Origin of the sequence: Luteimonas sp. TWI662 (assembly GCF_039673825.1) — a bacterium.
Taxonomy (GTDB): Bacteria; Pseudomonadota; Gammaproteobacteria; order Xanthomonadales; family Xanthomonadaceae; genus Luteimonas.
Window position 1 is genome coordinate 63,904 of sequence record NZ_JBDJMI010000014.1, and the last position, 22,291, is coordinate 86,194.

The window sequence follows — 22,291 nt, forward strand, 5'->3', positions numbered from 1 at the left end:
GGCTGACAGGACCGGGGCAGGGATGGAAAAGCCGGGTCCGGGCCCCCACTCAGGGTTGCAGTGATTCCGGAGGCCCCGCCCCATGTTCAGCAAAGATCTCGAGTTCACGATCGGCCAGTGCTACAAGCGCGCCCGCGAAGCCCGCGACGAGTACATGACGGTCGAACACCTGCTGCTGGCCCTGCTCGAGAACCCGTCCGCCGAGTCGGTGCTCAAGGCGACAGGTGCCGATTTCGCCCGTCTGCGTGGCGATCTGGAACAGGCCATTCTGACCTCGGTGACCAAGCTCGCCGATGAGGACACCCGCGACACCCAGCCCACGCTGGGCTTCCAGCGGGTCCTGCAGCGCGCCGTCTACCATGTCCAGTCCTCCGGCAAGAAGGAGGTCACCGGCGCCAACGTGCTGGTGGCGATCTTCGGCGAGAAGGACTCGCACGCGGTCTACTACCTCAACCAGCAGGACGTGACCCGGCTGGATGTCGTCAACTATCTCTCGCACGGCATCGCCAAGGCCGGTGGCGAGGAGCCCGAGAGTGCGCACGAGGACGGCGCGGCGGGCGCAGGCGGGGAGGGCGAGGCCAAGGGGGATGCCCTGGCCGAGTTCGCCAGCGACCTCAACGCCGCCGCGCGCGAGGGCCGCATCGATCCGCTGGTGGGCCGGGCCGAGGAGGTCGAGCGCACGATCCAGGTGCTGTGCCGCCGCCGCAAGAACAACCCGCTGTACGTCGGCGAGGCCGGGGTCGGCAAGACGGCGATCGCCGAAGGCCTGGCCAAGCGCATCGTCGACGGTGAGGTGCCCGAGGTGCTGAGCGAGGCGACGATCTATTCGCTCGACCTCGGCGCGCTGGTCGCCGGCACCAAGTACCGCGGCGATTTCGAGAAGCGCCTGAAGGCGGTGCTCTCGGCGATCAAGAAGCATCCCGGTGCGATTCTGTTCATCGACGAGATCCACACCATCATCGGCGCCGGGTCGGCGTCGGGTGGCACGATGGACGCCTCGAACCTGATCAAGCCGGCACTGTCGTCGGGCGATCTGCGCTGCATCGGTTCGACGACGTTCCAGGAGTACCGCGGCATCTTCGAAAAGGACCGCGCGCTCGCCCGGCGCTTCCAGAAGATCGACATCGTCGAGCCGACCGTCGGCGAGGCCTACCAGATCCTGCTGGGCCTCAAGCCCAAGTACGAGGCGCATCACGACGTGACCTACGCCGACGACGCGCTGCAGGCAGCAGTCGACCTGTCGGTCAAGCACATCGCCGACCGGTTGCTGCCCGACAAGGCGATCGACGTGATCGACGAGGCCGGTGCCCGCCAGCGGCTGCTGCCCGAGGGCGTGCGCAAGGCGTTGATCGATGTCGAGGAGGTCGAGACGATCGTGGCCAAGATGGCGCGCATCCCGGCCAAGCAGGTCAGCGCGACCGACAAGGACGTGCTCGAGCACCTCGAGCGCAACCTGAAGATGGTGATCTTCGGCCAGGACCCGGCGATCGAGACGCTGACGTCTGCGATCAAGCTGGCCCGCTCGGGCCTGGGCGATCCCGACAAGCCGATCGGCAATTTCCTGTTCGCCGGCCCCACGGGCGTCGGCAAGACCGAGGTCACCCGGCAGTTGGCGCTTCAGTTGGGCATCGAGCTGGTGCGCTTCGACATGTCCGAGTACATGGAGGCGCACTCGATCAGCCGCCTGATCGGCGCGCCTCCGGGCTACGTGGGGTTCGACCAGGGCGGGCTGTTGACCGAGAAGATCGTCAAGACGCCGCACTGCGTGCTGTTGCTCGACGAGGTCGAGAAGGCGCATCCGGACATCTTCAACATCCTGTTGCAGGTCATGGACCGCGGCGTGCTCACCGACACCAACGGCCGCGAGGCGAATTTCCGCAACGTGATCGTGGTGATGACCACCAACGCCGGCGCCACCCAGGCCTCGCGCCGGTCGATCGGCTTCATGCGCCAGGACCACAGCAGCGACGCGATGGAAGTGATCCGCAAGAGCTTCTCGCCGGAGTTCCGCAACCGGCTGGATGCGATCGTGCAGTTCCAGTCGCTGGGTCTGGATCACATCCTGCGCGTGGTCGACAAGTTCATGATCGAGCTCGAGAGCCAACTGCACGACAAGGACGTCACGCTCAGCGCCACGCCGGCCGCACGCGACTGGCTGGCCCAGCACGGGTTCGACCCGCAGATGGGCGCGCGTCCGATGTCGCGCGTGATCCAGGACCGGATCAAGCGCCGCCTCGCCGACGAGCTGCTGTTCGGCAAGTTGATGGGCGGCGGTCGGGTGGTGGTGGATGTCGAGGACGGCGAACTGACCGTGCAGACCTTCGCCGAGCCCGAGCGCCTGCTCACCGCGACCGTGGAGTGAGGCGCGCATCGCCGCTGGTTCGCCGGCCGGCGTGCGCAACGCGAAAAGGCAGCCCTTGGGGCTGCCTTTTCGTCGTCCAGCGACGGAGCGCGTCGCTTAGGAGCGTGTCGCTTACTTCATGCGGTAGGTGATGCGACCCTTGGTGAGGTCGTAGGGCGTCATCTCGACCTTGACCCGGTCGCCGGTCAGGATGCGGATGTAGTTCTTGCGCATCCGTCCGGAGATGTGCGCAATGATTTCGTGGCCGTTCTCGAGCTTGACGCGGAACATGGTGTTCGGGAGCGTCTCGGAGACCGAGCCTTCGAATTCGATGACGTCGTCTTTCGCCATTCGTGTTGGGTACTCGTCGTTAGGGAGCCGCGCTGAAGCCGCGCCGGCAAAGTCGGGTATTGTGGCACGGCTGCCGCACCGATGCAAAAGGCTGCGCCCTTGTGATGGGCTGAGTGCGGACGTGTGAGTCCTACTCCGGGTGGGCAGCAGCCTGGTGGCCGGAAGCCGCTCTCCCCTCGGCAAGGCATCCTGCCTTGACTCGAGCGCGCGCCATCCATGGCGCGCTCGACGCGGTCACCGACCACCGGTCCGCTGCCATGGACGTCTGCAACCCGACTTCGGGGCCTGCTGGACAAAGTCGCGCACTGTCGGGGCTCAGTGCGTCCGGCCGGCTGGGGATTGCGATAGCGAGCCAGGGATGGCGCGCGGCGGCGAGTCAGCCAGGGATGGCTGACCGAGCCGAGGAGCAGTCCCCGGCCGGCGCGACGCGCGCGACGAAGACGAACGCACCGATCGAGCGCAGAGGCAGGATTCCCCTGGCTTCGGCGAAGAATTCTTACGGATTGTCCGCCAGTCCTGAGGTCGAGGCGGGTCAAGCTGGCCCGGCAGACGTCTCGTCCGCGCTACGCCGGGCGAACGTCGCGGCGTGCTGGACGCCGAACGCCTGCGTCCAGGTACCCGCGACCGGTGGCGGCTGCTCGACCAGGGCGGCGATGGCCGCGGCGAATCGGGGTCTGGGCCATTGCGTGGCGCCCAATGCTTCCAGGTGCGGATTGCCGACCTGAGCGTCGATCAGCGGCATCTGCCAGCGATGGAGCTGGCGGGCCAGCGCGCCGAGCGCGAGCTTGGAGCCGCCGGAGGTTCGGCTGAACATGCTCTCGCCGAAGAACATCCGGCCGATCGCGACGCCGTAGAGGCCGCCGACCAGCCGGTCGCCGTCGAAGACCTCGACGCTGTGGGCCAGGCCTGCGCGGTGCAGTGCGGCGTAGGCGGCCTGCATCGCGTCGGTGATCCAGGTGCCGTCCTGGTCGGGGCGCGGTGCCGACGCGCAGGCCGCGACGACCGCTTCGAAGGCGGTGTCGGCGCGGACCTGCCACTCGCTGCGCCGCAACTGGCGGATAAAGCGCCGCGGCAGCGTGAAGGTTGCAGTCTCGAAGACGGTGCGCGGGTCGGGCGACCACCACAGGATCGGCTGGCCCTGGGAGTACCAAGGAAAGATGCCCTGCCGGTAGGCATTGGCCAGCCGGGTCACCGACAGGTCGCCGCCGAAGGCCAGCAGGCCGTCAGGGCGCCGCAGCGCCGAGGCCACCGGCGGAAATGGCGCCAGCGGATCGCTGTCCAACTGCGGCAGGTGCAGGCTCAGCGCAGCGCGTCCGCGCGGAACGGGCCGCTGCGGCCAAGCGAAGCGGCGTAGCCGCCGATCGCTTCGGCTTCCTGCGCGCACCAGTCGCGCAGCGCCTCGCGGAACTGCGGATCGGCGATCCAATGGCGGCTGTGCACGAACGCCGGCAAGAACCCGCGCGCGAGCTTGTGCTCGCCCTGCGCGCCGGGCTCGAAGCGGCGCAGGCCCTCGCGCAGGCAATAGGCGATGCCCTGGTAGTAGCAGGTCTCGAAGTGCAGGCCGGGCAGGGCGATGTGCGCCCCCCAATAGCGGCCGTACAGCGTGTCGCCGCCGCGCAGGCACAGCGCGCCGGCGACCGGCACGCCGGCCAGGTCCGCGAACACCAGCACCAGCTGCCGCGGCATCGTGCGTGCCAGGTGACGCAGAAAATCCAGCGTCAGTGCCGGCGAATTGCCGTACTCGGCGAAGGTCTGCAGGTAGAAGCCGTGCATCGTCGCCAGGTCGTCGTCGCTGGCCTCGTCGCCGTGCAGCACCCGGAAGTCGACACCGGCGCGCGCGACCTTGGCGCGTTCCTGGCGGATGTTCTTGCGGTGCTTGTGGTCCATCGCGCCCAGATAATCGTCGAACGTTGCCCAGTCGCCGGGATTGCACCAGTGGTACTGCACATCGACCCGCGGCAGCCAGTCATCGTCGAACGCGACGGCCTCGGCGTCGGTATGGAAGTTCACATGCGCCGACGACAACTGCGCGGCGCCCACCTGCTCGCGCATCGCCTCGAGCAGTGCCGTCCGCGCCGCAGGCGTGCGCGCCAGCAGCCGCGGCCCGGTCACCGGCGTGTAGGGCACCGCGCACAGCAGCTTGGGGAAGTAGTCCCGCCCATGGCGGGCATAGGCGTGCGCCCAGGCGTGGTCGAAGACGAATTCGCCGTGGGAGTTCGCCTTCAGGTAGGTCGGCGCGGCCGCCACAAGCCTGTTGGCGTCCCACAGGGTCAGATGGTGCGGGGTCCAGCCCCAGTCCGCGCGCAGGCAGCCTTCCGATTCCAGGCCCGCGAGGAAGGCATGCGCGACGAACGGATGGCCGGCGTCCGACAGTGCGTCCCACTCCTCGGCGGCGATGGCATCGAGGCTGCGTACGATGCGCAGGCTGCTCACGTGCCCCAGGCCTTCGCCGTCGCGTCCCGCAGCGCCGCGCGATCGCCCTCGAAGGTCATCGAATCGAGGGCGCGGGCGTGCGCCTGCGTCGCCTGCCGGCGCGCCGCCGTGGCGAACGCCGGGTTGCCGGTCGCCGCGATCGCCGCCAGGCCCTTCTGCAGCCGGATGCCGACCTCCAGCAGGCCCGCGCCGTCGCGCGCCAGCAGCGGGAACACATCCTCGAAGACATCGTCAATCGCAATCGCCGGCACGAACACACGCGCATGGTGCGGGCCGTCGCCGGCCGTGTCCGTGGCCGCCCATTCGCAGAGCAGTCGGGTGGCCGTACCGACGACATCGATCGCCGTGCCGCTGTCGTTGGTGGCGGCCGACAACGCCCGGCTGCCGATCTCGGTCAGCACGACCAGCCCGTAGCGCGGATCCTGGTCGAAACTGCGTTCGTCGCCGATCGTGAAGGCGTCGCGCAGCGCATCGCGGGTGTCGGCATCCGGCGGCGTGCCCTCCAGTACCAGCAGTGGTCGTCCCGGCACGGCGAACGTGCCCGGGCGGCAGAGCACATGCACGACGCCGCCTTGATCGCTCGCGATCTGCGCCAGCCGCGCCACGTCGACGTGTTCGATGTAGCCGACGCGCCCGGCCTCCACCGGATGCCCGCCCTCGGGCGCGCCCATGCCCGGCGCACCGCCCAGGTGGGGATCGCGCAGGTGCGCCCGGATCGCCCGGCGCGTGGTTGCCTCGACCAGATTGATCGTCGCGCCGAGCCGGCCGAAGCTCGACAACTGCTCGATCCAGCGCAACAGGGTCAGCGTGATCAGCACGATCACCAGCACCGTCGCAGCGAACAGCACCACGCGGCCGCTGTCGCCGTAGAGGCCGGTGCTCAGCGCGATCAGGCCGACCACCGAGAACAGGAAGGCGCCGATGAACGTCGCCAGCGCGCTCTGCGCCGCGCTGTCGGCGATCAGCAGGCGCGTCGCGCGCGGCGTCGCACCGGTCGACGCCGAGCTGTAGGCCGAAACCATCGTCGACAGCGAGAACGTGGTGACCGCGAGCATCGAGGCGGCCAGGATGCTGAGCAGATTGCCGACCGAGTCGGCGCCGATCCGGCCGGCCAGCGACTCCGGGATCCAGGTCTTGACCAGCGCGCCGACCAGCGCGGTGACCACCCCCAGCGCGCAATACACGGTCGCACGGACCCACATGCGCCGGCCGTGGCGGCGCGCGAACAGGCGCAGTTGTTCGACGGTCACGGCAGGCGGCCGGCCGCGTCGCGCGCGTCCGCCTGCGCGACGCTTCCGCGATCAGCCCTGCTGATCGAGGAAGCGTTCGGCATCGAGTGCGGCCATGCAGCCGAAGCCCGCCGAGGTGATCGCCTGGCGATAGTGCTGGTCGGTGACATCGCCCGCGGCGAACACGCCCGGCACGTTGGTTGAAGTCGCATTGCCGTCAATCCCTGAGCGGATCTCGAGATAGCCGTTGTGCATCGCCAACTGGCCCTCGAACAGCGTGGTGTTGGGCGTATGGCCGATCGCGACGAAGAAACCGTGCACGTCGAGGTCGCGGGTCGCGCCGTCATGCACCGATTTCACCCGCAGCCCGGTCACGCCGGCGTCGTTGCCCAGCACCTCGTCGACGGTGTGGTGCCACACCGGCTCGATCTTGCCGGCCTGGATCTTCGCAAACAGCTTGTCCTGCATGATCTTCTCGGCGCGCAGCGTGTCGCGGCGGTGCACCAGGTAGACCTTGCGGGCGATGTTGGACAGATACAGCGCTTCCTCGACCGCGGTGTTACCGCCGCCGACCACGGCCACGTCCTGATCCTTGTAGAAGAAGCCGTCGCAGGTCGCGCAGGCCGACACGCCGCGGCCCTTGAAGGCTTCCTCCGACGGCAGCCCCAGGTACTTGGCGGTCGCCCCGGTGGCAATGATCAGCGCATCGCAGGTGTACTCGCCGCTGTCGCCCTTGAGCCGGAACGGGCGCTGGGACAGGTCGGCGGTATGGATGTGGTCGAACACGACCTCGGTGTCGAAGCGCTCGGCGTGCGCCTGCATGCGCGCCATCAGGTCCGGGCCGAGCAGGCCGTGGGCATCGCCCGGCCAGTTGTCGACCTCGGTGGTGGTCATCAGCTGGCCGCCCATTTGCATGCCGGTCACGACGACCGGCTTGAGGTTGGCGCGCGCCGCGTAGACGGCGGCGGTCCAGCCGGCGGGGCCGGAGCCCAGGATCAGCAGACGGATGTGGCGGGGGCCGTTCGAAGAGCTCATGTAGACTCGCGGTTGATCGCACTGCGGCGTGTGTGACGCATAGCTTGGCGTCCCGCTCCCGGCAAGACAAGGCGCGCCGGAGGCCGCCGCGCGCAACGCAGCGTCGCTCGTCGCGCTGGGCGACGCGGCTGGCCCGCGCCAACCCCGGATGCCCCTGGGGCCGCCGCAGCTGCCGTCCCAAGTCGCGCTGCAGCGGAGCCGAGCTTGGCGTAATATCAACGACCTGTATCGAATTCCTCAGGTAATTACCCACGGTGGCACGTCCGCTCTCAGATCGCGTCAAGCGCGCCCGCGGCGCCGAAAAGGCCACCGCGAAGGCGACGGCCGCCGCTGCGCCCAATCCGCGGCGCCAGCGGCTGCTGCGCGACATCGCCCTGATCGTCACCGCGCCGCTGCTGCTGTACCTGCTGGCGTGCCTGGTCACCTACTCGAACACCGATCCGAGCTGGTCGACGCAGGGCGGGGTGGTGGCGACCGAGATCCACAACGTCGGCGGACCGGTCGGCGCGTGGACGGCCGATATCCTGCTGCAGTTGTGCGGGCTGATGGCCTACCTGCTGCCGCCGATCCTCGGTGCGGTCGCCTGGATCGCGCTGTTCGGCATGGACGCGGGCAGCGAAGGCCGCGCCGACTTCGGCCCCGCGCTGCGACTGGTGGGCATCGTCGGCTTCCTGATCTCGGCCGCGGGCCTGCTGGCGCTGCGGTTCGACGTGCTGGCCGGCTATCCGGCCGGCGGCGGTGGCATCCTCGGGCGGCTGGTCGGGCGCTCGCTGTCGGGCGCCTTCGGCCAGGTCGGCGGCAACCTGTTCCTGATCGCATTGTTCCTGGTGTCGGTGACGCTGGCGACCGGCCTGTCGTGGTTCGCGCTGATGGACCGCATCGGCGGCTGGATCCTGAAGTTGCCGCCGCTGCTGCGCCGCAGCAGCAAGCAGGCCACCGAGTGGAAGGCTGCGCGCGAGCATCGCGAGGAGCGCACCGAGGCGCGCAAGATCGAGACCGAATTGCGCGCCAAGCGCGCGCCGGTGAAGATCGAAGCGCCGGTGGTCCCGCCGGTCGTGGAGAAAAGCGAGCGCGCCAAGCGCGAACAGCAGATTCCGATGTTCCAGGGCGTCAATGCCGATGGCTCGGACCTGCCGCCGCTGTCGCTGCTCGATCCGCCCAAGCCCCAGCCGAGTGGCTACGACGAGGCGACGCTCGATACGCTCTCGCGGCAGATCGAGTTCAAGCTCAAGGACTTCCGCATCGATGTCGAGGTCAAGGAGGCCCAGCCGGGCCCGGTGATCACGCGTTTCGAGATGGAGCCCGCGCCAGGCGTCAAGGTCAGCCAGATCAGTTCGCTGGACAAGGACATCGCCCGCGGCCTGTCGGTCAAGGCTGTGCGCGTGGTCGACGTGATCCCCGGCAAGTCGGTGATCGGCCTGGAAATCCCCAACGTGCGCCGGGAGATGATCTATCTCACCGAGTTGCTCGACTCCAAGGAATACGACAAATCGGCCAGCCCGTTGACGCTGGCGCTGGGCAAGGGCATCAGCGGCAATCCGGTCGTTGCCGATCTGGCGCGCATGCCGCACCTGCTCGTCGCCGGCACCACCGGCTCGGGCAAGTCGGTCGCGGTCAATTCGATGGTGCTCAGCCTGCTGTTCAAGGCCTCGCCCAAAGACCTGCGAATGCTGATGATCGACCCGAAGATGCTCGAATTGAGCGTCTACGAGGGCATCCCGCACCTGCTCGCACCGGTCGTCACCGACATGAAGGAGGCCGCCAACGGCCTGCGCTGGTGCGTGGCCGAGATGGAGCGTCGCTACAAGCTGATGAGCGCGGTGGGCGTGCGCAACCTCGCGGGCTTCAACAAGAAGGTCAGGGACGCCCAGGACGCCGGCCAGCCGCTGTCCGACCCGCTGTTCCGGCCCAACCCCGAGAGCGGGGAGGTCGCCGACCTGCTCGAGCCGCTGCCCTACATCGTCATCTTCATCGACGAATTCGCCGACATGATGATGATCGTCGGCAAGAAGGTCGAAGAACTGATCGCGCGCCTGGCGCAGAAGGCCCGTGCAGCAGGCATCCACCTGATCCTGGCCACGCAGCGCCCGTCGGTCGACGTCATCACCGGCCTGATCAAGGCCAACATCCCGACCCGAATCGCCTTCCAGGTCAGCTCCAAGATCGACTCGCGCACGATCCTCGACCAGTCCGGCGCCGAGACTCTGCTCGGCAACGGCGACATGCTCTATTTGCCGCCGGGCACCGCGATGCCCGAACGCGTGCATGGCGCGTTCGTCTCCGACGACGAGGTGCACCGCGTCGTCGAGCACCTCAAGCAGAGCGGAAAGGCCGAGTACATCGAAGGCGTGCTCGACGAGGTGCAGACGATGGGCGACGGCACCGTGGTCGGCGCGACCGGCCTGCCGGAGGCCAGCGGCGGTGGCGGGGACGAGAGCGACCCGCTGTACGACGAGGCGGTCAAGATCGTCACCGAGACCCGCCGCGCGTCGATCTCCGGCGTGCAGCGCCGGCTCAAGATCGGTTACAACCGCGCCGCCCGCCTGGTCGAGGCGATGGAGATGGCCGGCGTGGTCAGCCCGCCCGAGCACAATGGCGACCGCAGCGTGCTCGCACCGCCGCCGCCGCGCTGACGGCTGAACAGTCGATGCCGCGGCATGCGTCCGACAGGCGCATGTCGGCGTCGCATTCAGGCACCGATTCGCACACTCACCGCAACGATTCCCGATCAGCCGAGGTCCAAGGATGCGTCCGATCTTCCGTCATTCCCGCTGGCTCGTCGCCGCCTCCGTGCTGCTGGCCGCAGGGCTTGCCCAGGCCACCGATGCGCGCGCCCAGCTCGACGCCTTCACCCGCGGCCTCAAGGGGCTGGAGGGCCAGTTCACGCAGCAGGTCGCCGACGGCAATGGCCGCGTCAAGGAGAGTGCGAGCGGCACCGTGGCGCTGTCGGCGCCGCGCCTGTTCCGTTGGGAGTACGTCAAACCGTACCCGCAGCTGATCGTCGCCGACGGCAGGACAGTCTGGGTCTACGACCCCGACCTGCAGCAAGTCACGCGCCGCCCGCAGGGTAGCGAGGAGCAGGACAGCCCGCTGGCGGCGCTGATCGACCCATCCCGACTCGACCGCGACTTCGTCGTCGAATCGGCCGGCGAGCGCGACGGCCTGTCGTGGCTGCAACTGCGGCCCAAGCAGGTCGAGGGCGCCGCGTTCGAGAACGCGCGGCTGGGGTTCGGCAACGACGGCGGCCTGGCGCGGATGGAGATCCTCGACAGCCTCGGCCAGCGCACGACGATCGGCTTCAGCGGTTGGAAGCGCAATCCCACGTTCGCCGCCTCGACCTTCCGCTACACCCCGCCGGCCGGCGTCGACGTCGTCGGCGGCGACGAATAGCCTGCTCGATCCCATCGGCTGATCTCTGCCGCCGTCGCACGGGTTGCGACGGCGGCTTGCTATTGTGAAGACCCGTCTTCTGTCCCGCGCAGCTGCCTCGTGTCCCGTTCCGCCAAGTCCGCCGCCTCGTTGACCGGCGACCTGCTGCAGGTCGACCGCAGCGCCATGCGTCCGCTCGCCGAGCGCATGCGTCCGGCCAGCCTCGACGAAATGGTTGGCCAGCGTCGCCTGCTCGCCGAGGGCACAGCGCTGCGCACCGCGGTCGAGGCCGGCAAGGTGCACTCGATGGTGTTGTGGGGGCCGCCGGGTTGCGGCAAGACCACGCTGGCCTTGCTGCTGGCGCGCTATGCCGATGCCGAGTTCAAGGCGATCTCGGCCGTGCTGTCGGGCCTGCCCGAGGTCCGCCAGGTGCTGGCCGAGGCCGCGCACCGCTTCGACGGCGGCCGACGCACGGTGCTGTTCGTCGACGAGGTGCACCGCTTCAACAAGACCCAGCAGGACGCGTTCCTGCCGCACATCGAGCGCGGCACGATCGTGTTCGTCGGCGCGACCACCGAAAACCCGTCGTTCGAGCTCAATTCCGCGCTGCTCTCGCGCTGCCGCGTGCACGTGATGGAAGCGGTCTCGCCCGACGACATCCAGGATGCGCTGCGCCGTGCGCTCGCCGACCCCGAGCGCGGCCTGGGCGACCGCACGCTGCACATCGCCGACGACCTGCTGCGGCTGATCGCGGTGGCTGCCGACGGCGACGTGCGCCGGGCGCTGACGCTGCTGGAAATCGCCGCCGAACTGGCGGGCGAGGGCGGAGAGGTCACCGCCGGCACGATCGAGCAGGTCCTGGCCGACCGCACCCGCCGCTTCGACAAGGGCGGCGAGCAGTTCTACGACCAGATCTCGGCGCTGCACAAATCGGTGCGCAGCTCCAACCCCGACGCGGCGCTGTACTGGCTGGCACGCATGCTCGACGGCGGCTGCGACCCCGGCTATCTCGCCCGGCGGCTGACCCGGATGGCGGTCGAGGACATCGGCCTGGCCGACCCGCGAGCCCTGCAGATGGCGATCGACGCCTGGAACACCTTCGACCGGCTCGGCAGCCCCGAGGGCGACCTGGCCCTGGCGCAAGTGGCGATCTATCTGGCCAGCACCGCCAAGTCGAACGCCGCGTACATGGCCTTCAACCAGGCCAAGCGCGACGTGCGCGAATACGGCACGCAGGAAGTGCCGATGCACATCCGCAACGCGCCGACCAAGCTGATGAAGGAACTCGGATACGGCACGGGCTACCAGTACGATCACGATGCCGAAGGCGGCATCGCACTCGACCAGACCGGGTTCCCGGATGCGATGGGTGAGCGGCTCTACTACCAGCCCGTCGCCCGCGGCATGGAGATCAAGCTCAAGGACAAGCTCGACCAGCTACGCGCCGCGCGCGAAGCGGCCCGCGCCGCACGCGACGACTGACGCCGCGGCAATCCCCGATCCGCTCGCGCGGGCCAGCCCTAGGCTGATTGGCCGGAGCGCCGATGCGCCAGGCCCGACGACACGGCACCGTATCCGTCCAAGATCGCGCCCAGGATGGAGCCCATGCGAAGGTCGATGTTCGCGCTGCTGGTGCTGTGCGTGCTGCCGGCAACTGCTCAGTCGCTGCACAAGTGCCGGGAGGCCGCCGGCGGCATCGTCTACCAGTCGCAGGCCTGCGCGGGCGCGACGTTGCGGACCTGGGAGATCGCCGATTTGCGCCCGGCGCCCGTTGTGGCGCAACCGGTCCAGGTGACGTCGAACACCCCTTCGGCGCGTCCACGAACGGTGCGTGCGCGCCGCCTCCATGCGCCCCGCCGGTCCGCCGCGACGCGCGATGACCGGCATGCGCGCTGCATCGCGGCTCGCGCGCACCGCGACACGACGCTGGCCCGCCTCGGCTTGAAGCGCCGCTACGACGACCTGCGCCGGCTCAACGATGCGGTCTCTTCGGCCTGCAACCACCGCGGGATCCGCTAGTCGGCAGCGCTGAAGCAGGCTCCTTTGGGCAGGGCACAATTTGTCAGGTTCACCGTCGAGCGGGCCAAGCGCTGCGCATGCCTCGCCGCACCTGATGCGATCACGGGAAAGCGGGCACTACATGCGCCCCTTCCTTGGGCGCGCATGAGATCGGACCTATAATTTCCAGCTTTGACGGAAAGAACCAGCACGGCAGCGGTCGTGACAGGCTTTCATTCTTGCGACCAAGGTGGCGAAGATGAAGAAGCCGTTTGTTTCGTTGCGTCCCGAGATCACGCGGACACACGCACTGCTTTTGATGGACTGGTTGGAAGATGAGTGCGTGACGCGCTACCTCAGCGACTCCCGCAGCGTGTCTCGATTCATCGCGCAGGCCGTCGACCGGACGCAGATGCCGATCCTGACACATCTGTTCAATCAGGGCGGCCGATTCTTCATGACCTACGACCGGAACGATGTCCCGGTCGGCTTCGTCCGCCTGGTGAAGACAGGCACCGAGTGCGAAATCGTCCTGGTCATCGGCGACCAGGACAACTGGGGGCGCGGACTCGGCGGCAGCACCATCCGGGAAGGCCTGAAGCTCGCCTTCCTCGACATGCGGGCCGATACCGTCATCGCCAAGATTCAGCCGGGCAACACGCGCTCGCTCAAGGGCTTTGAGCGCTGCGGCTTTGTGCGCAAAGCCGAAGTACCCACGCTGAACTCCCTATCCATGACCTCTGCTCGATATCTCCAGTTGCTGCGCGAAGGCGTCCTGGCAAAAGCGACCGACATCTACGTCACTGAGATCGACAAAGCCCGTCTCGAGAGCCTGATTGCGTTCGAGCAAGGGGCAGCTGTTGTCGAGCTTGAACACGAGATCGAGCGCGCGATCGTCGTGGATCCGCAGCTTGTCGCGCACGATGTCGTCACCATGAATTCCAGAGTGGTGCTGCAGGTGGACCACGATCAGGCGCAAGTCGAGCTCGTCTATCCGCAAGATGCCGACGACCGCTCCGGGAAACTTTCGATCCTCTCCGACGTCGGCGCCGCGATCCTCGGCTACCAAGAAGGCGATGCCTTCGACTGGAGAGTGGGGGATCGCACGCGCCATATCCGGATCGACAAGGTGATCTACCAACCGGAATCGTTCGGGAACTTTCATCTTTAGACGTCGGGTAGGGCGCTGGCGGCCAAGCTTTCCGCCGAGTTGGCCACGCGCTGTCCGGTCACGTGACGCGGCACATAAGCAGGCTTACACTCCGTCATACAGGGGATGGAGTTTTGCATCATGGATGTCAGGAGAGTCGCCGCGTTCGCGGTGATGTTCGTCGTGTCGGCACCGGCCTTGGCCCAACACGTCTACAAGTGCGTGAACTGGCAGGGAGCGGTCACGTACCAATCCGAACGCTGCCCCGAAGGCCAGCGCATCGATCGTACCTACGACACGAACCGTGACATTGAGGTCGGAGGGCGGGTTGTGCGCAACTTTGTGCCGACCACAGGCGGTTCGCCTGACGCACTTTCACCCACGTACGGTCGTGTCATGGATGCCGACGGTCGCGTCAAGTCCGACGCTCTTTGCGAACCTGTTCGCGCTGTGGTCAATGGTGCGCGCGGCCATCGCACAATCGAAAGCATCCGCGCGAATGCGAGCCTTGTATCCCAGCTTTGCAATCACCCGCGTGCTCCGGGCCGCTAGCGACTGACGAGCGCGGCTGCGCCCACTGCGCCCCGCTTGATGCGGGTGGTGCTCTAACGTACGGGAACTCGCAATAGGCGATGTAGTGAGTAGGGATGTTTATCGGGGGTAGCCCTATCTGTCTTCTAGCCTAGCCAGGCAGTTCAGATCATCCCCGCCGTGTCGTATCCTCCTGTTCCCGCAAGACGCGCAGGGCAGGGGGAGCGCCGGACGTCGACAGCTTGACTACCCGTTGGCAGGGCGTGGCTGCGGAAGTGCCCCCTAGGCGATTCTTCAGGCCGAGCCCCAGCCATGGCCGAAGGACACGGCTGACCAGGTCCGTTCGGGCGCGGATGTCCTCAGTACCGCCTACGGGCCGCTCTCAATCGATAAGGCCGCCCTTCGCTTTACTGCCCCTAGCACGGGAAAAGGCGTCTGCCCAATCTGCTGGAAATGATGGTGGCCCTCGGGCGGGTGCGGGAACGAACGGACATCTTATTACTAGGTAGACAACGATATTGCTTCAGCGCGCAAGCGAGACCGACGGGTGGTGAGATGAATGACGAAGTGACCGCACCGCTGTTCGAACGGCTGCCGGAGTCCATTTTCCGTCCGCTGGGTGTGGCGAACAGCCGCCACTACTGGGATGTGCTGTCGCGGGTAATGTCGACGCTCTGGGGAGACAATGGCCGGGCCCCGGGCGAGGAGGTCCCCAAGACCGTGGCGCTTCGGGTGATTGAATCCTGCATCGTGGCAGACGACCCCTGGGACGGCGAACTCCAAACTCCAGTGGGCGTGCTCAGCCACAACGTGTTCAGAACGTTGTCGGAAGCCGGATGGTTCTCTGTACGGCGCCGCGGCGTGGTCGACATGGTCACCGTGAAACCGCGGATCGGTATGCTGTTCACGATCCTCAGCGAGTTCGCGCGGCAGGAACCCGAGTACATCGGTGGACAGGTCCGTTCGATCCTGCTCAACCTGCGCTCAATCAACGAGGAGAGCGCCGATCCCAACGCCTGCAGCGCGTACCAGACCGCGGCCAAGCAGGCCAAGCAATGCATGGCGCACATCGTCAACACCGGGTGCAGGGTACAGGATTTGATGGATGGCCTAGTGGAGCTGGAGTCGGCACGCGACTTCGTCCACGGTTTCTTCAGCGATTTCGTCGAGCGGGTCTACATCGCCGACTACAGCGAACTGCGGACCCGCAACCACCCGCTGCAGTACCGCGGCCAGATCATCGAGAAAACCTACGCGCTGCAGGATGACGAAGCCTCGCGCGAACGCTTGATCGGCTGGTATGTCGAGCATATCGGCAAAGGCGATCGGGAACGCGGGGAAGCCGCCTACCGGCGCGATACGAGCCAGTTGCTGCGCCTGAACAACATCGAGGACCACCTCGCCCGCCTAGACGAGGAGATCAGCATCGCTAACCAGCGTGCCTTGGCGCTGATCGAGTACAAACTCCGTGCCCCAAAGCAATTGGACAAGCTGATCAGCCGAGCCTGCACCGCGTTGGCGGGTATGCAAGAGGATCACCCGGCCTTGCCCGGCGACGCCGGTGGCGTGCACTGGTCACCGTTGGCGCTGGCCAAACCCCGCAAGCCACCTAGGGAGCAGGTGGCCACCACCGTCGAGACGATAGAGCTTACGGACGAAGAGCTGGCCATGGAGTGGCTGCGCCGGCGGTTGGTCGAGAACCGCAAGGTTACGGCTGTGCAACTGGCCAACTACGTTGCGCGGATGCTCAACGGCAAGCGCCGGGTGGACTCAGATGCGTTGGAGGTCGAGTCGATCAACGACCTGTGCTGCTATCAGCGCCTGCTGCTGATCGCGTCCCGCAACGATGCGCCGCTGCAACTACGGCGGCACGACCCGGTAGTGCAGATGCTGCGGGGGATCCGGGTGCGGTTCGAGGACGAACGCTCGACCAACAACGACTACATGACACATCGACGCTTTGTCGTCGAACGCGAGGGAGCGTGATGGTCAGTTGGGAACGACTGGCGGCACAGAGCAACGGTCTTTACGCAGAGCAAGATTACCAGCAGGCCGCCTACCGCCTGATGATGGAGCAGGTGATCTATGCCGGTGACCGTGGCAGCCGTGTGCCTTACGAAATGGTGACCCGGCACCTAGCCGCTTTCCGCGACGTGTTCGAGCAGTTCGGGATGATAATCACCCACAACCCTCACCATGGCTATGTCGTTGCCATCCCGCGCCATGCGTTCGGTGCCCGCATGCGGCTGGAGGAGACACGGCTGGCGTTGCTGTTGCGCCGTGTCTACGACGACAGGATCAACGCCGTGGACATCGTGGACGGCGAGGCGTTCGTGACCCTGGAAGAGCTGGAGCAGCTCTACAAGGGCCTGCTGGGCAGGCAGTTGCCCGATCGGGCGGAGACGCGCGAACTGGTACGCTCGCTCAAGCGCAACGGCATGGCCCGTGAGATCGAGTCTGAAGACGACCAGCCGTTCCAGATTGCGATCCGGCCGGCTATCACCGACATCCTGGGCGAGACCGCGCTGTTGCAACTTGCGGCCTACGGCGTCGGCGTCGATGACACGGAAGAGGGGACTGGCGATGAAGCAGCTTGAGTCCATCGGCCTAGTCCAGTACTTCCTCTACAACCGGCAGGATCTGGATGTAGGCTGGAACACGGCCTTCCTCGGGCCGAACGGGACAGGGAAAACGGCGCTTCTTGATGCGCTGCAGATCGTGCTACTGGGTGCCGATCGTAACCGGATCCACTTCAACGCCTCGAGCGAGGGCAAGCGACGGGCCCGCAGCCTGCGCGACTACTGCCTCGGGGTGTACGGACAACGACCCAGCGATGTATGCCGTGACTCGTCCAACACCTACATAAACCTAGTGTTCCGCGATCCGGATGCAGGCGTGCCGGTCACCGCCGGTGCAGCCCTGTCGGCCACCGTGGATAGCCAGGACCACATCTTCCACAGCCTTTACATCCTTCCGGGCGTCGCGCTGCGCACCGAGCAGATGATCGGGATGCAGGGCGGGCAGGAGGTGGTATTGCCATGGAGACGCATGCAACACGAACTGGCCGATCGCTGCAGGGAAGTAGGCACGACACCGGTGTTCACCATCAATGGCGAGGAGTTCTCTCGCCAATTGTTCGGGGCGCACCTGGCAAGCCGCGGTGAGTCCCCCAACCACCGGGCAATCCGTGCCGCATTCGCACGTTCCCTCAAGCTCAACCGCGATGTCGACGATCTCAATGAGACCTTGCGCAGCCACCTGATCGAGGCGCGGCCGACCAACGTCGTCCAGTTCCGGGCCAGGCTGGATCAGTTCCGTGAGATCCAGCGCACTATCCAGGAACTGGCCGATCGGCTGGCGGAGGCCGAGACCGTCGAAAAGCAGTACCGCATCGTCAGGCAGCACTTCGTCAGGGCGGCCAACTACGGTTACCTGAAGGCCGTCTACCGAGCCGAGCGGCTGGGAGAGGAAGTGTCCGAAGCCGGCGAGATGATCGAGCACCTGACGCAGGAGGAGGGCACGGCCCGGGTGGCCCTAGCCAAGGCGGAGGACGATGCCCGAGCCGCGCACAAGCGGCTGGTCTCCGCGCAAGTCGCGCTGAACCAGGATCCGGAGTACCTGCGCCATTTGGGTAGCCAGACCGAGCTGGCCAAGAGCCGCGAGGACCTGGATCGGGTGCGGAAGGGTTTCAGGGACGAGCTAGGCAGACTGGGCACCACGGTGCGTCGCGTGTTGGGCAACAATGACCTCACTGACCTGCAGGGTGAGGGAGCCAAGGCGCTGGAGCATGTGTCGGCGCTGGTTGATAGGGCCGGGCGGGAAGAAGACATACAGCCCGAAGACACTTTGGTGCTGGCCAACATCCTCGGCGCACTACACAAGGCCGTGGACAGCGTGCGGCTTGATCTGACCCAGCAGACCGCTGAAGCGAATCAGGCACTGGCTCTGGCCACTGGCGACCTCGGCCGGACCAACTCAGGTCGGGCGCCGTTGCGGCGGGAGGTGGAAAGCCTGAAGTCCCTGCTGGAAGACGCCGGCATCCGCTCGACCCCTGTGTGTGACCTGGTCGAAGTCAAGGACCCGGAATGGCAGTCGGTGATCGAGGCCTACCTCGGGCGGAACGTGGACGCCTTGCTGATCCATGATCAGGGTCAGGAAACCGCGGCGATCGACTTGTATCGCCGCAACCGCCGCGACATCTATGGCGCCAAGCTCGCACTGAGCTCGCGCACCCGCCCGTGGCATGCCCCGGGCGGAGGCACGTATGCCGCCCAGTTGATCGCCGGCGACGACAACGGGGCGGTGCGTTTCCTGCAAGGTGAGTTGGGCAAGGTGGCGTTAGTGGACAGCAGCGAGCAGCTGCGCGTCGGCCACAAGGCGATTTCGCGTGACGGCATGGTCAGCTCCGGCGGCGGCATCGACCGCCTGCGCCTGTCGACGAGGGCCGGTTTGCGGATCGGCGGGGTCAGCAACGACGAGCAGCTGCGGTTGGCACGCGAGGCGCATCGGAAGGCGGATGAGCACCGCGATGCGGTCAAGCACAGGCTGCAGTTGGTGACAGACATTGGTCAGTCACTGGCGTCGACTGGCGATGGCGATACCCTCCAAAAGCGTCTGCAGACGACGGTCGGCCAGATCGTGAATCAGCAGACGGCAATCATCCAGACGGAGACGATCGTCCAAGCCGGCGCCTCTGGCGGACTTGCGATGCTGGAAGCTGCGGCTGAAGCCGCCGAGGCGGACCACAAGACTAAGGATGAGTCCAAGACGACCGCTGCCAAGAATCTGGAAAGGATTCGCTTGGCATTGGAGGGTATGCACAAGGAGCTCAAACGCCTCACGAACGAACAGGCCGAAGCGCAGGAGGCCGAGCTGGCCGCGCGGCAGAGTCTGCTCTGTGACCTCAACGCGGCTGAGGGGCTTCGCCAGGCTGTGGATGCTAAGACCGACGAGAATGCGGCCGCGGCAATCATCGAGTGCACTACGCAGCACGAAAACAGTATCAAGCTAGGCAATGGTGCCAACACCAAGACGTGGGGGCTAATGACCACGTATCTGGCCAACTACCAACTCGAGAACCACGAGATCCGCAATCAGGACTGGCAGCAGGCCCAAGTCATGATCCAGACCGAGATCAAGCGGATGTCCGAACTGGAACTCGTCGAAAAGAAGGACGAAGCTGGTCGCGCATACGCAGCGGCGGTCGACGTCTTCCGGTCGGACGTGGCGCACACGCTGCTCAATGGTTTCGATACGATCGAAGAGCAGATCAAGGGCTTGAACCGGATCCTAGACAAAGCACCGGAGTTCACCAACGGCGAGCGCTATCAGTTCAAGGCCACCAAGGTCGACCAGCACCGCAAGCTTTACGAGTTCCTCCAGCGCGTACGCGAGATGGGCGAAAGCGAGACCGCGTTGTTCGGTGGCTCGGGCCCCATACCGGAGGAGTTCCGACTTTTGGTGGAGGGTGATGGCAAGGGCTCACCTCTGCAGTTGGAGAACAGTCCGCTCAACGACCATCGCCTATTCTTCAGCTATGACGTCGACATCTATGCCGGCGGCGAACTGAAGGGGAAGCTCAGCAAGCGCTTCGGCCCCGGTTCGGGCGGCGAACACCGCACGCCGCTCTACGTGATCTTCGGTGCTGCCCTAGCTGCAGCCTTCGGAAAGCCGGCAGGTACGCCGGGCTGTGGCGGATTGATCATGCTGGACGAGGCGTTCGAGAAGATGGATGCCCAAAACGTGCGTGCGACCGCCGAGTACCTCAATGCGCTGGGGCTGCAAATGATCATTGCAGGTCCCGAATCTGACCAAGCGAAGATGTCCTCGTTTCTGGACGTCTACTGGGATATGGCCCGATTCGGGACGAAGCGGATTCAGTTGTTCCGCAACGAGGTGAAACCCGCTGCCCGGGAGCTGCTTGCCAGTGACATTGTTGAGGTGCATCCGGAATTGATGGACAAGGCCTTAGCCGAGGTCACGGGGCGCGCCGGTGGCTGAGGGGCGCGAACTGGCTTTGTGTCCTTGGGTCGAGACCGTCCTGCGTGAGCAGTTGCAGCGCGGCGAGCGCAAGCGGGTGACGGGATCTACGGCGGCTCCCCAGAAAACGAACCTGAAGCCGACCAGCTCAATCTACTGGCGGCAGGACTTCGACGAGCGCATGCGTGGTCACGAGCAAATCAGAAAAGCAGTCAGGCTTGGCGCGATCAAGGCCGGTTGGGCTGACCAGGGTGGCGAAGACCGGCCGCTGGATTGGGTTCGCGTGCGCAACGTGGACGCGCTGGCCAGTCTGCTGGGTGTGGCCACAAACGTAGATCAGGCGCAGGTCGCCAGCACTCAGCTGGCGCCGTGGTTGGATCGATACCCGCGGCTGGTCGAGGTGTTGGAGGCCTGGGCAGCTCTACGGCGTATCCGCTCTCTCGGGCCGGACTCATGGCGTTCCTGGCGAGATGCTCTGCAGGTGTTGGATGCGTTGGCGGCCAAGCCGGGGGAGGATCAGATCATCCGCGTCCTCAGCGGACACCTGTTCTCGGACACCAAACGGATCGAACAACTACTGCCCCAGCTTGATGTTTTGTCAGGAGAAGGGCTGGCGTGCCGTCCACGCGGCAAATGGGAAGTGCTCAAGACGCTCGGTCTGGTCAAGCAGCCGCTACCCCTGATGGTTGCCGGTGCGGGCACCATCATAATGCAGGAGGGTCCTGACTGTACGATCGTGCGACCGTATGTCGGCGTGGCACCGCGGTCCGTGGGAGGTCTGACGAGCGCGCCCGCATGGGTCCTGACGATCGAAAACTTGACGACGTTCCATTTGGCTGCCGCGGCGCTGAAGGGCAGCCAGGATGGACTGGTGGTGTTTACCGGTGGCATGCCGTCCCCAGCATGGGTGGCAGGATTCACTCGGTTGACCGGAAACCTTCCGCACTCGACCTTGTTCTACCACTGGGGCGACATCGATGTCGGCGGCTTCAGGATTGCAGCGCGACTGCAGGAGGTCGCTGTACCGATCGGAAGCGTACTTCGACCTTGGCTGATGGATCTCACGATGCATGGGCAAGGCGAAGAGGTGTCGGACGCCACGGGTAATGCCATGAGGCTCTCAGCGATCCGTGCGGGGTGGCTGGGTCTTCAGGAGATACCAAACAGGACATTGGAACAAGAACGAGTTGATTTGAAGCTGCCCTAATCTTTCAACAAAGCTAGCGAATCTTGGCGGATTAGGGATGCTTATTGAGGGTAGAGGGCGGCTTTCGACCCAAAGCAGACATTCGAGAGAGTGCGCTTGATGGTTAGGAGAGTCGCACCTGGGGGTCAAGTCAGGCAGGAGTGTCGCCGTCAGCATCGTCCATGGGTCCGGCTATACGCCAGGTTGTTAGCCGGATGCAGCCACCCTTCGTCGGTGCGCGAACAAAAGAATGGGGGCGTGTAGGGGGCATATCATTGGCCCGTGGCATCATTAAATCCGATGTCCATACCGCTGGCGATGAGATCGTTGCCAGCGGCGAACGCCCACCGATGTGCAACTGCTTGAGGCGATCTGCATCAAAAGTAGCCGATGTTCGGTAGGTAGACACTAAGAGGGGCGGGGCTCTGGCAGCTGAGCTCGTCGCCGAAGTTGGCCAGGCGCTACGGGCTTCCGCTGTCATCTGGAGCTGGTGCGCAACCGCCACCGTGACGATCATGCTAGCGATCGCCAACAGTCCGATCGAGGCGCAATGCAGTGCCGTCTTGTCGAGCAGCACGCGGTCGTAGTGCTGGGTTTCGTTCTCGTGGCTACAGTGCTAACAGGTGAGCATGTCGACCGTAGATGAGACGGAAGATCCATGCTGCTATGCGATGTGCCGCGGCTCTAAT

General features: G+C 65.9%; 16 protein-coding genes. 11 read left to right on the forward strand and 5 right to left on the reverse strand.

The genetic code is table 11. The annotated features are described in order from the left end of the window. Window positions 1-82: 82 nt before the first annotated feature. A complete protein-coding gene (clpA, locus tag ABE488_RS11185) occupies window positions 83-2,362 on the forward strand; it encodes an ATP-dependent Clp protease ATP-binding subunit ClpA (RefSeq protein ID WP_346448398.1) in 2,280 nt (759 codons plus the stop codon). Window positions 2,363-2,473: 111 nt separating this feature from the next. On the opposite strand, the gene infA is transcribed toward clpA, so the two are convergent. The 5 genes from infA to trxB all read right to left on the reverse strand — a co-directional run bounded on the left by infA (window position 2,474) and on the right by trxB (window position 7,389). Further along, a complete protein-coding gene (infA, locus tag ABE488_RS11190) occupies window positions 2,474-2,692 on the reverse strand; it encodes a translation initiation factor IF-1 (RefSeq protein WP_047138142.1) in 219 nt (72 codons plus the stop codon). A gap of 532 nt (window positions 2,693-3,224) precedes the next feature. Continuing rightward, the gene (gene aat, locus ABE488_RS11195) at window positions 3,225-3,995 is read right to left on the reverse strand and encodes a leucyl/phenylalanyl-tRNA--protein transferase (protein ID WP_346448442.1); all 771 of its coding nucleotides are present in this window, start codon (window positions 3,993-3,995) and stop codon (window positions 3,225-3,227) included. Continuing rightward, entirely contained in the window at window positions 3,992-5,125 is a 1,134-nt protein-coding gene (locus tag ABE488_RS11200) for a GNAT family N-acetyltransferase (protein ID WP_346448399.1), read from the reverse strand. The genes aat and ABE488_RS11200 overlap by 4 nt, the downstream gene beginning before the upstream one ends. Then, entirely contained in the window at window positions 5,122-6,375 is a 1,254-nt protein-coding gene (locus ABE488_RS11205; RefSeq protein WP_346442511.1) for a DUF2254 domain-containing protein, read from the reverse strand. Before ABE488_RS11205 ends, ABE488_RS11200 begins: the two co-directional genes overlap by 4 nt. 51 nt (window positions 6,376-6,426) lie before the next feature. Then, the gene (gene trxB, locus ABE488_RS11210; RefSeq protein ID WP_346442509.1) at window positions 6,427-7,389 is read right to left on the reverse strand and encodes a thioredoxin-disulfide reductase; all 963 of its coding nucleotides are present in this window, start codon (window positions 7,387-7,389) and stop codon (window positions 6,427-6,429) included. A gap of 254 nt (window positions 7,390-7,643) precedes the next feature. On the opposite strand from trxB, the gene ABE488_RS11215 reads away from it, so the two are divergent. The 10 genes from ABE488_RS11215 (at window position 7,644) to ABE488_RS11260 (ending at window position 21,623) form a co-directional block, all read left to right on the forward strand. Next, window positions 7,644-10,022 carry a DNA translocase FtsK 4TM domain-containing protein gene (locus ABE488_RS11215; RefSeq protein WP_346442507.1) on the forward strand — a complete coding sequence of 793 codons (2,379 nt, stop codon included), beginning with the start codon at window positions 7,644-7,646 and terminating at the stop codon, window positions 10,020-10,022. A 112-nt stretch (window positions 10,023-10,134) separates the two neighbouring features. After that, window positions 10,135-10,779 carry an outer membrane lipoprotein chaperone LolA gene (gene lolA / locus ABE488_RS11220; protein WP_346448401.1) on the forward strand — a complete coding sequence of 215 codons (645 nt, stop codon included), beginning with the start codon at window positions 10,135-10,137 and terminating at the stop codon, window positions 10,777-10,779. Between the two features lie 165 nt (window positions 10,780-10,944). Further along, window positions 10,945-12,240 (forward strand): replication-associated recombination protein A, encoded by a 1,296-nt coding sequence (locus ABE488_RS11225; RefSeq protein ID WP_346448444.1) that lies wholly within the window; start codon window positions 10,945-10,947, stop codon window positions 12,238-12,240. A 135-nt stretch (window positions 12,241-12,375) separates the two neighbouring features. Then, window positions 12,376-12,777 (forward strand): hypothetical protein, encoded by a 402-nt coding sequence (locus ABE488_RS11230; RefSeq protein WP_346448403.1) that lies wholly within the window; start codon window positions 12,376-12,378, stop codon window positions 12,775-12,777. Window positions 12,778-13,015: 238 nt separating this feature from the next. Beyond that, on the forward strand, window positions 13,016-13,927 hold the full coding sequence (locus ABE488_RS11235) for a GNAT family N-acetyltransferase (RefSeq protein ID WP_346442501.1): 912 nt from the start codon (window positions 13,016-13,018) through the stop codon (window positions 13,925-13,927). Window positions 13,928-14,047: 120 nt separating this feature from the next. Then, window positions 14,048-14,458, forward strand: coding sequence for a DUF4124 domain-containing protein (locus ABE488_RS11240; RefSeq protein ID WP_346448404.1), 411 nt, complete (start codon window positions 14,048-14,050; stop codon window positions 14,456-14,458). A gap of 534 nt (window positions 14,459-14,992) precedes the next feature. After that, window positions 14,993-16,423 (forward strand): Wadjet anti-phage system protein JetA family protein, encoded by a 1,431-nt coding sequence (locus ABE488_RS11245; RefSeq protein WP_346448406.1) that lies wholly within the window; start codon window positions 14,993-14,995, stop codon window positions 16,421-16,423. Continuing rightward, window positions 16,423-17,034 carry a DUF4194 domain-containing protein gene (locus tag ABE488_RS11250; RefSeq protein WP_346448408.1) on the forward strand — a complete coding sequence of 204 codons (612 nt, stop codon included), beginning with the start codon at window positions 16,423-16,425 and terminating at the stop codon, window positions 17,032-17,034. The genes ABE488_RS11245 and ABE488_RS11250 overlap by 1 nt, the downstream gene beginning before the upstream one ends. Beyond that, on the forward strand, window positions 17,021-20,437 hold the full coding sequence (locus tag ABE488_RS11255) for an SbcC/MukB-like Walker B domain-containing protein (protein WP_346448409.1): 3,417 nt from the start codon (window positions 17,021-17,023) through the stop codon (window positions 20,435-20,437). The genes ABE488_RS11250 and ABE488_RS11255 overlap by 14 nt, the downstream gene beginning before the upstream one ends. Next, window positions 20,430-21,623, forward strand: coding sequence for a Wadjet anti-phage system protein JetD domain-containing protein (locus tag ABE488_RS11260; protein ID WP_346448411.1), 1,194 nt, complete (start codon window positions 20,430-20,432; stop codon window positions 21,621-21,623). The genes ABE488_RS11255 and ABE488_RS11260 overlap by 8 nt, the downstream gene beginning before the upstream one ends. The last annotated feature ends 668 nt before the right edge of the window (window positions 21,624-22,291 follow it).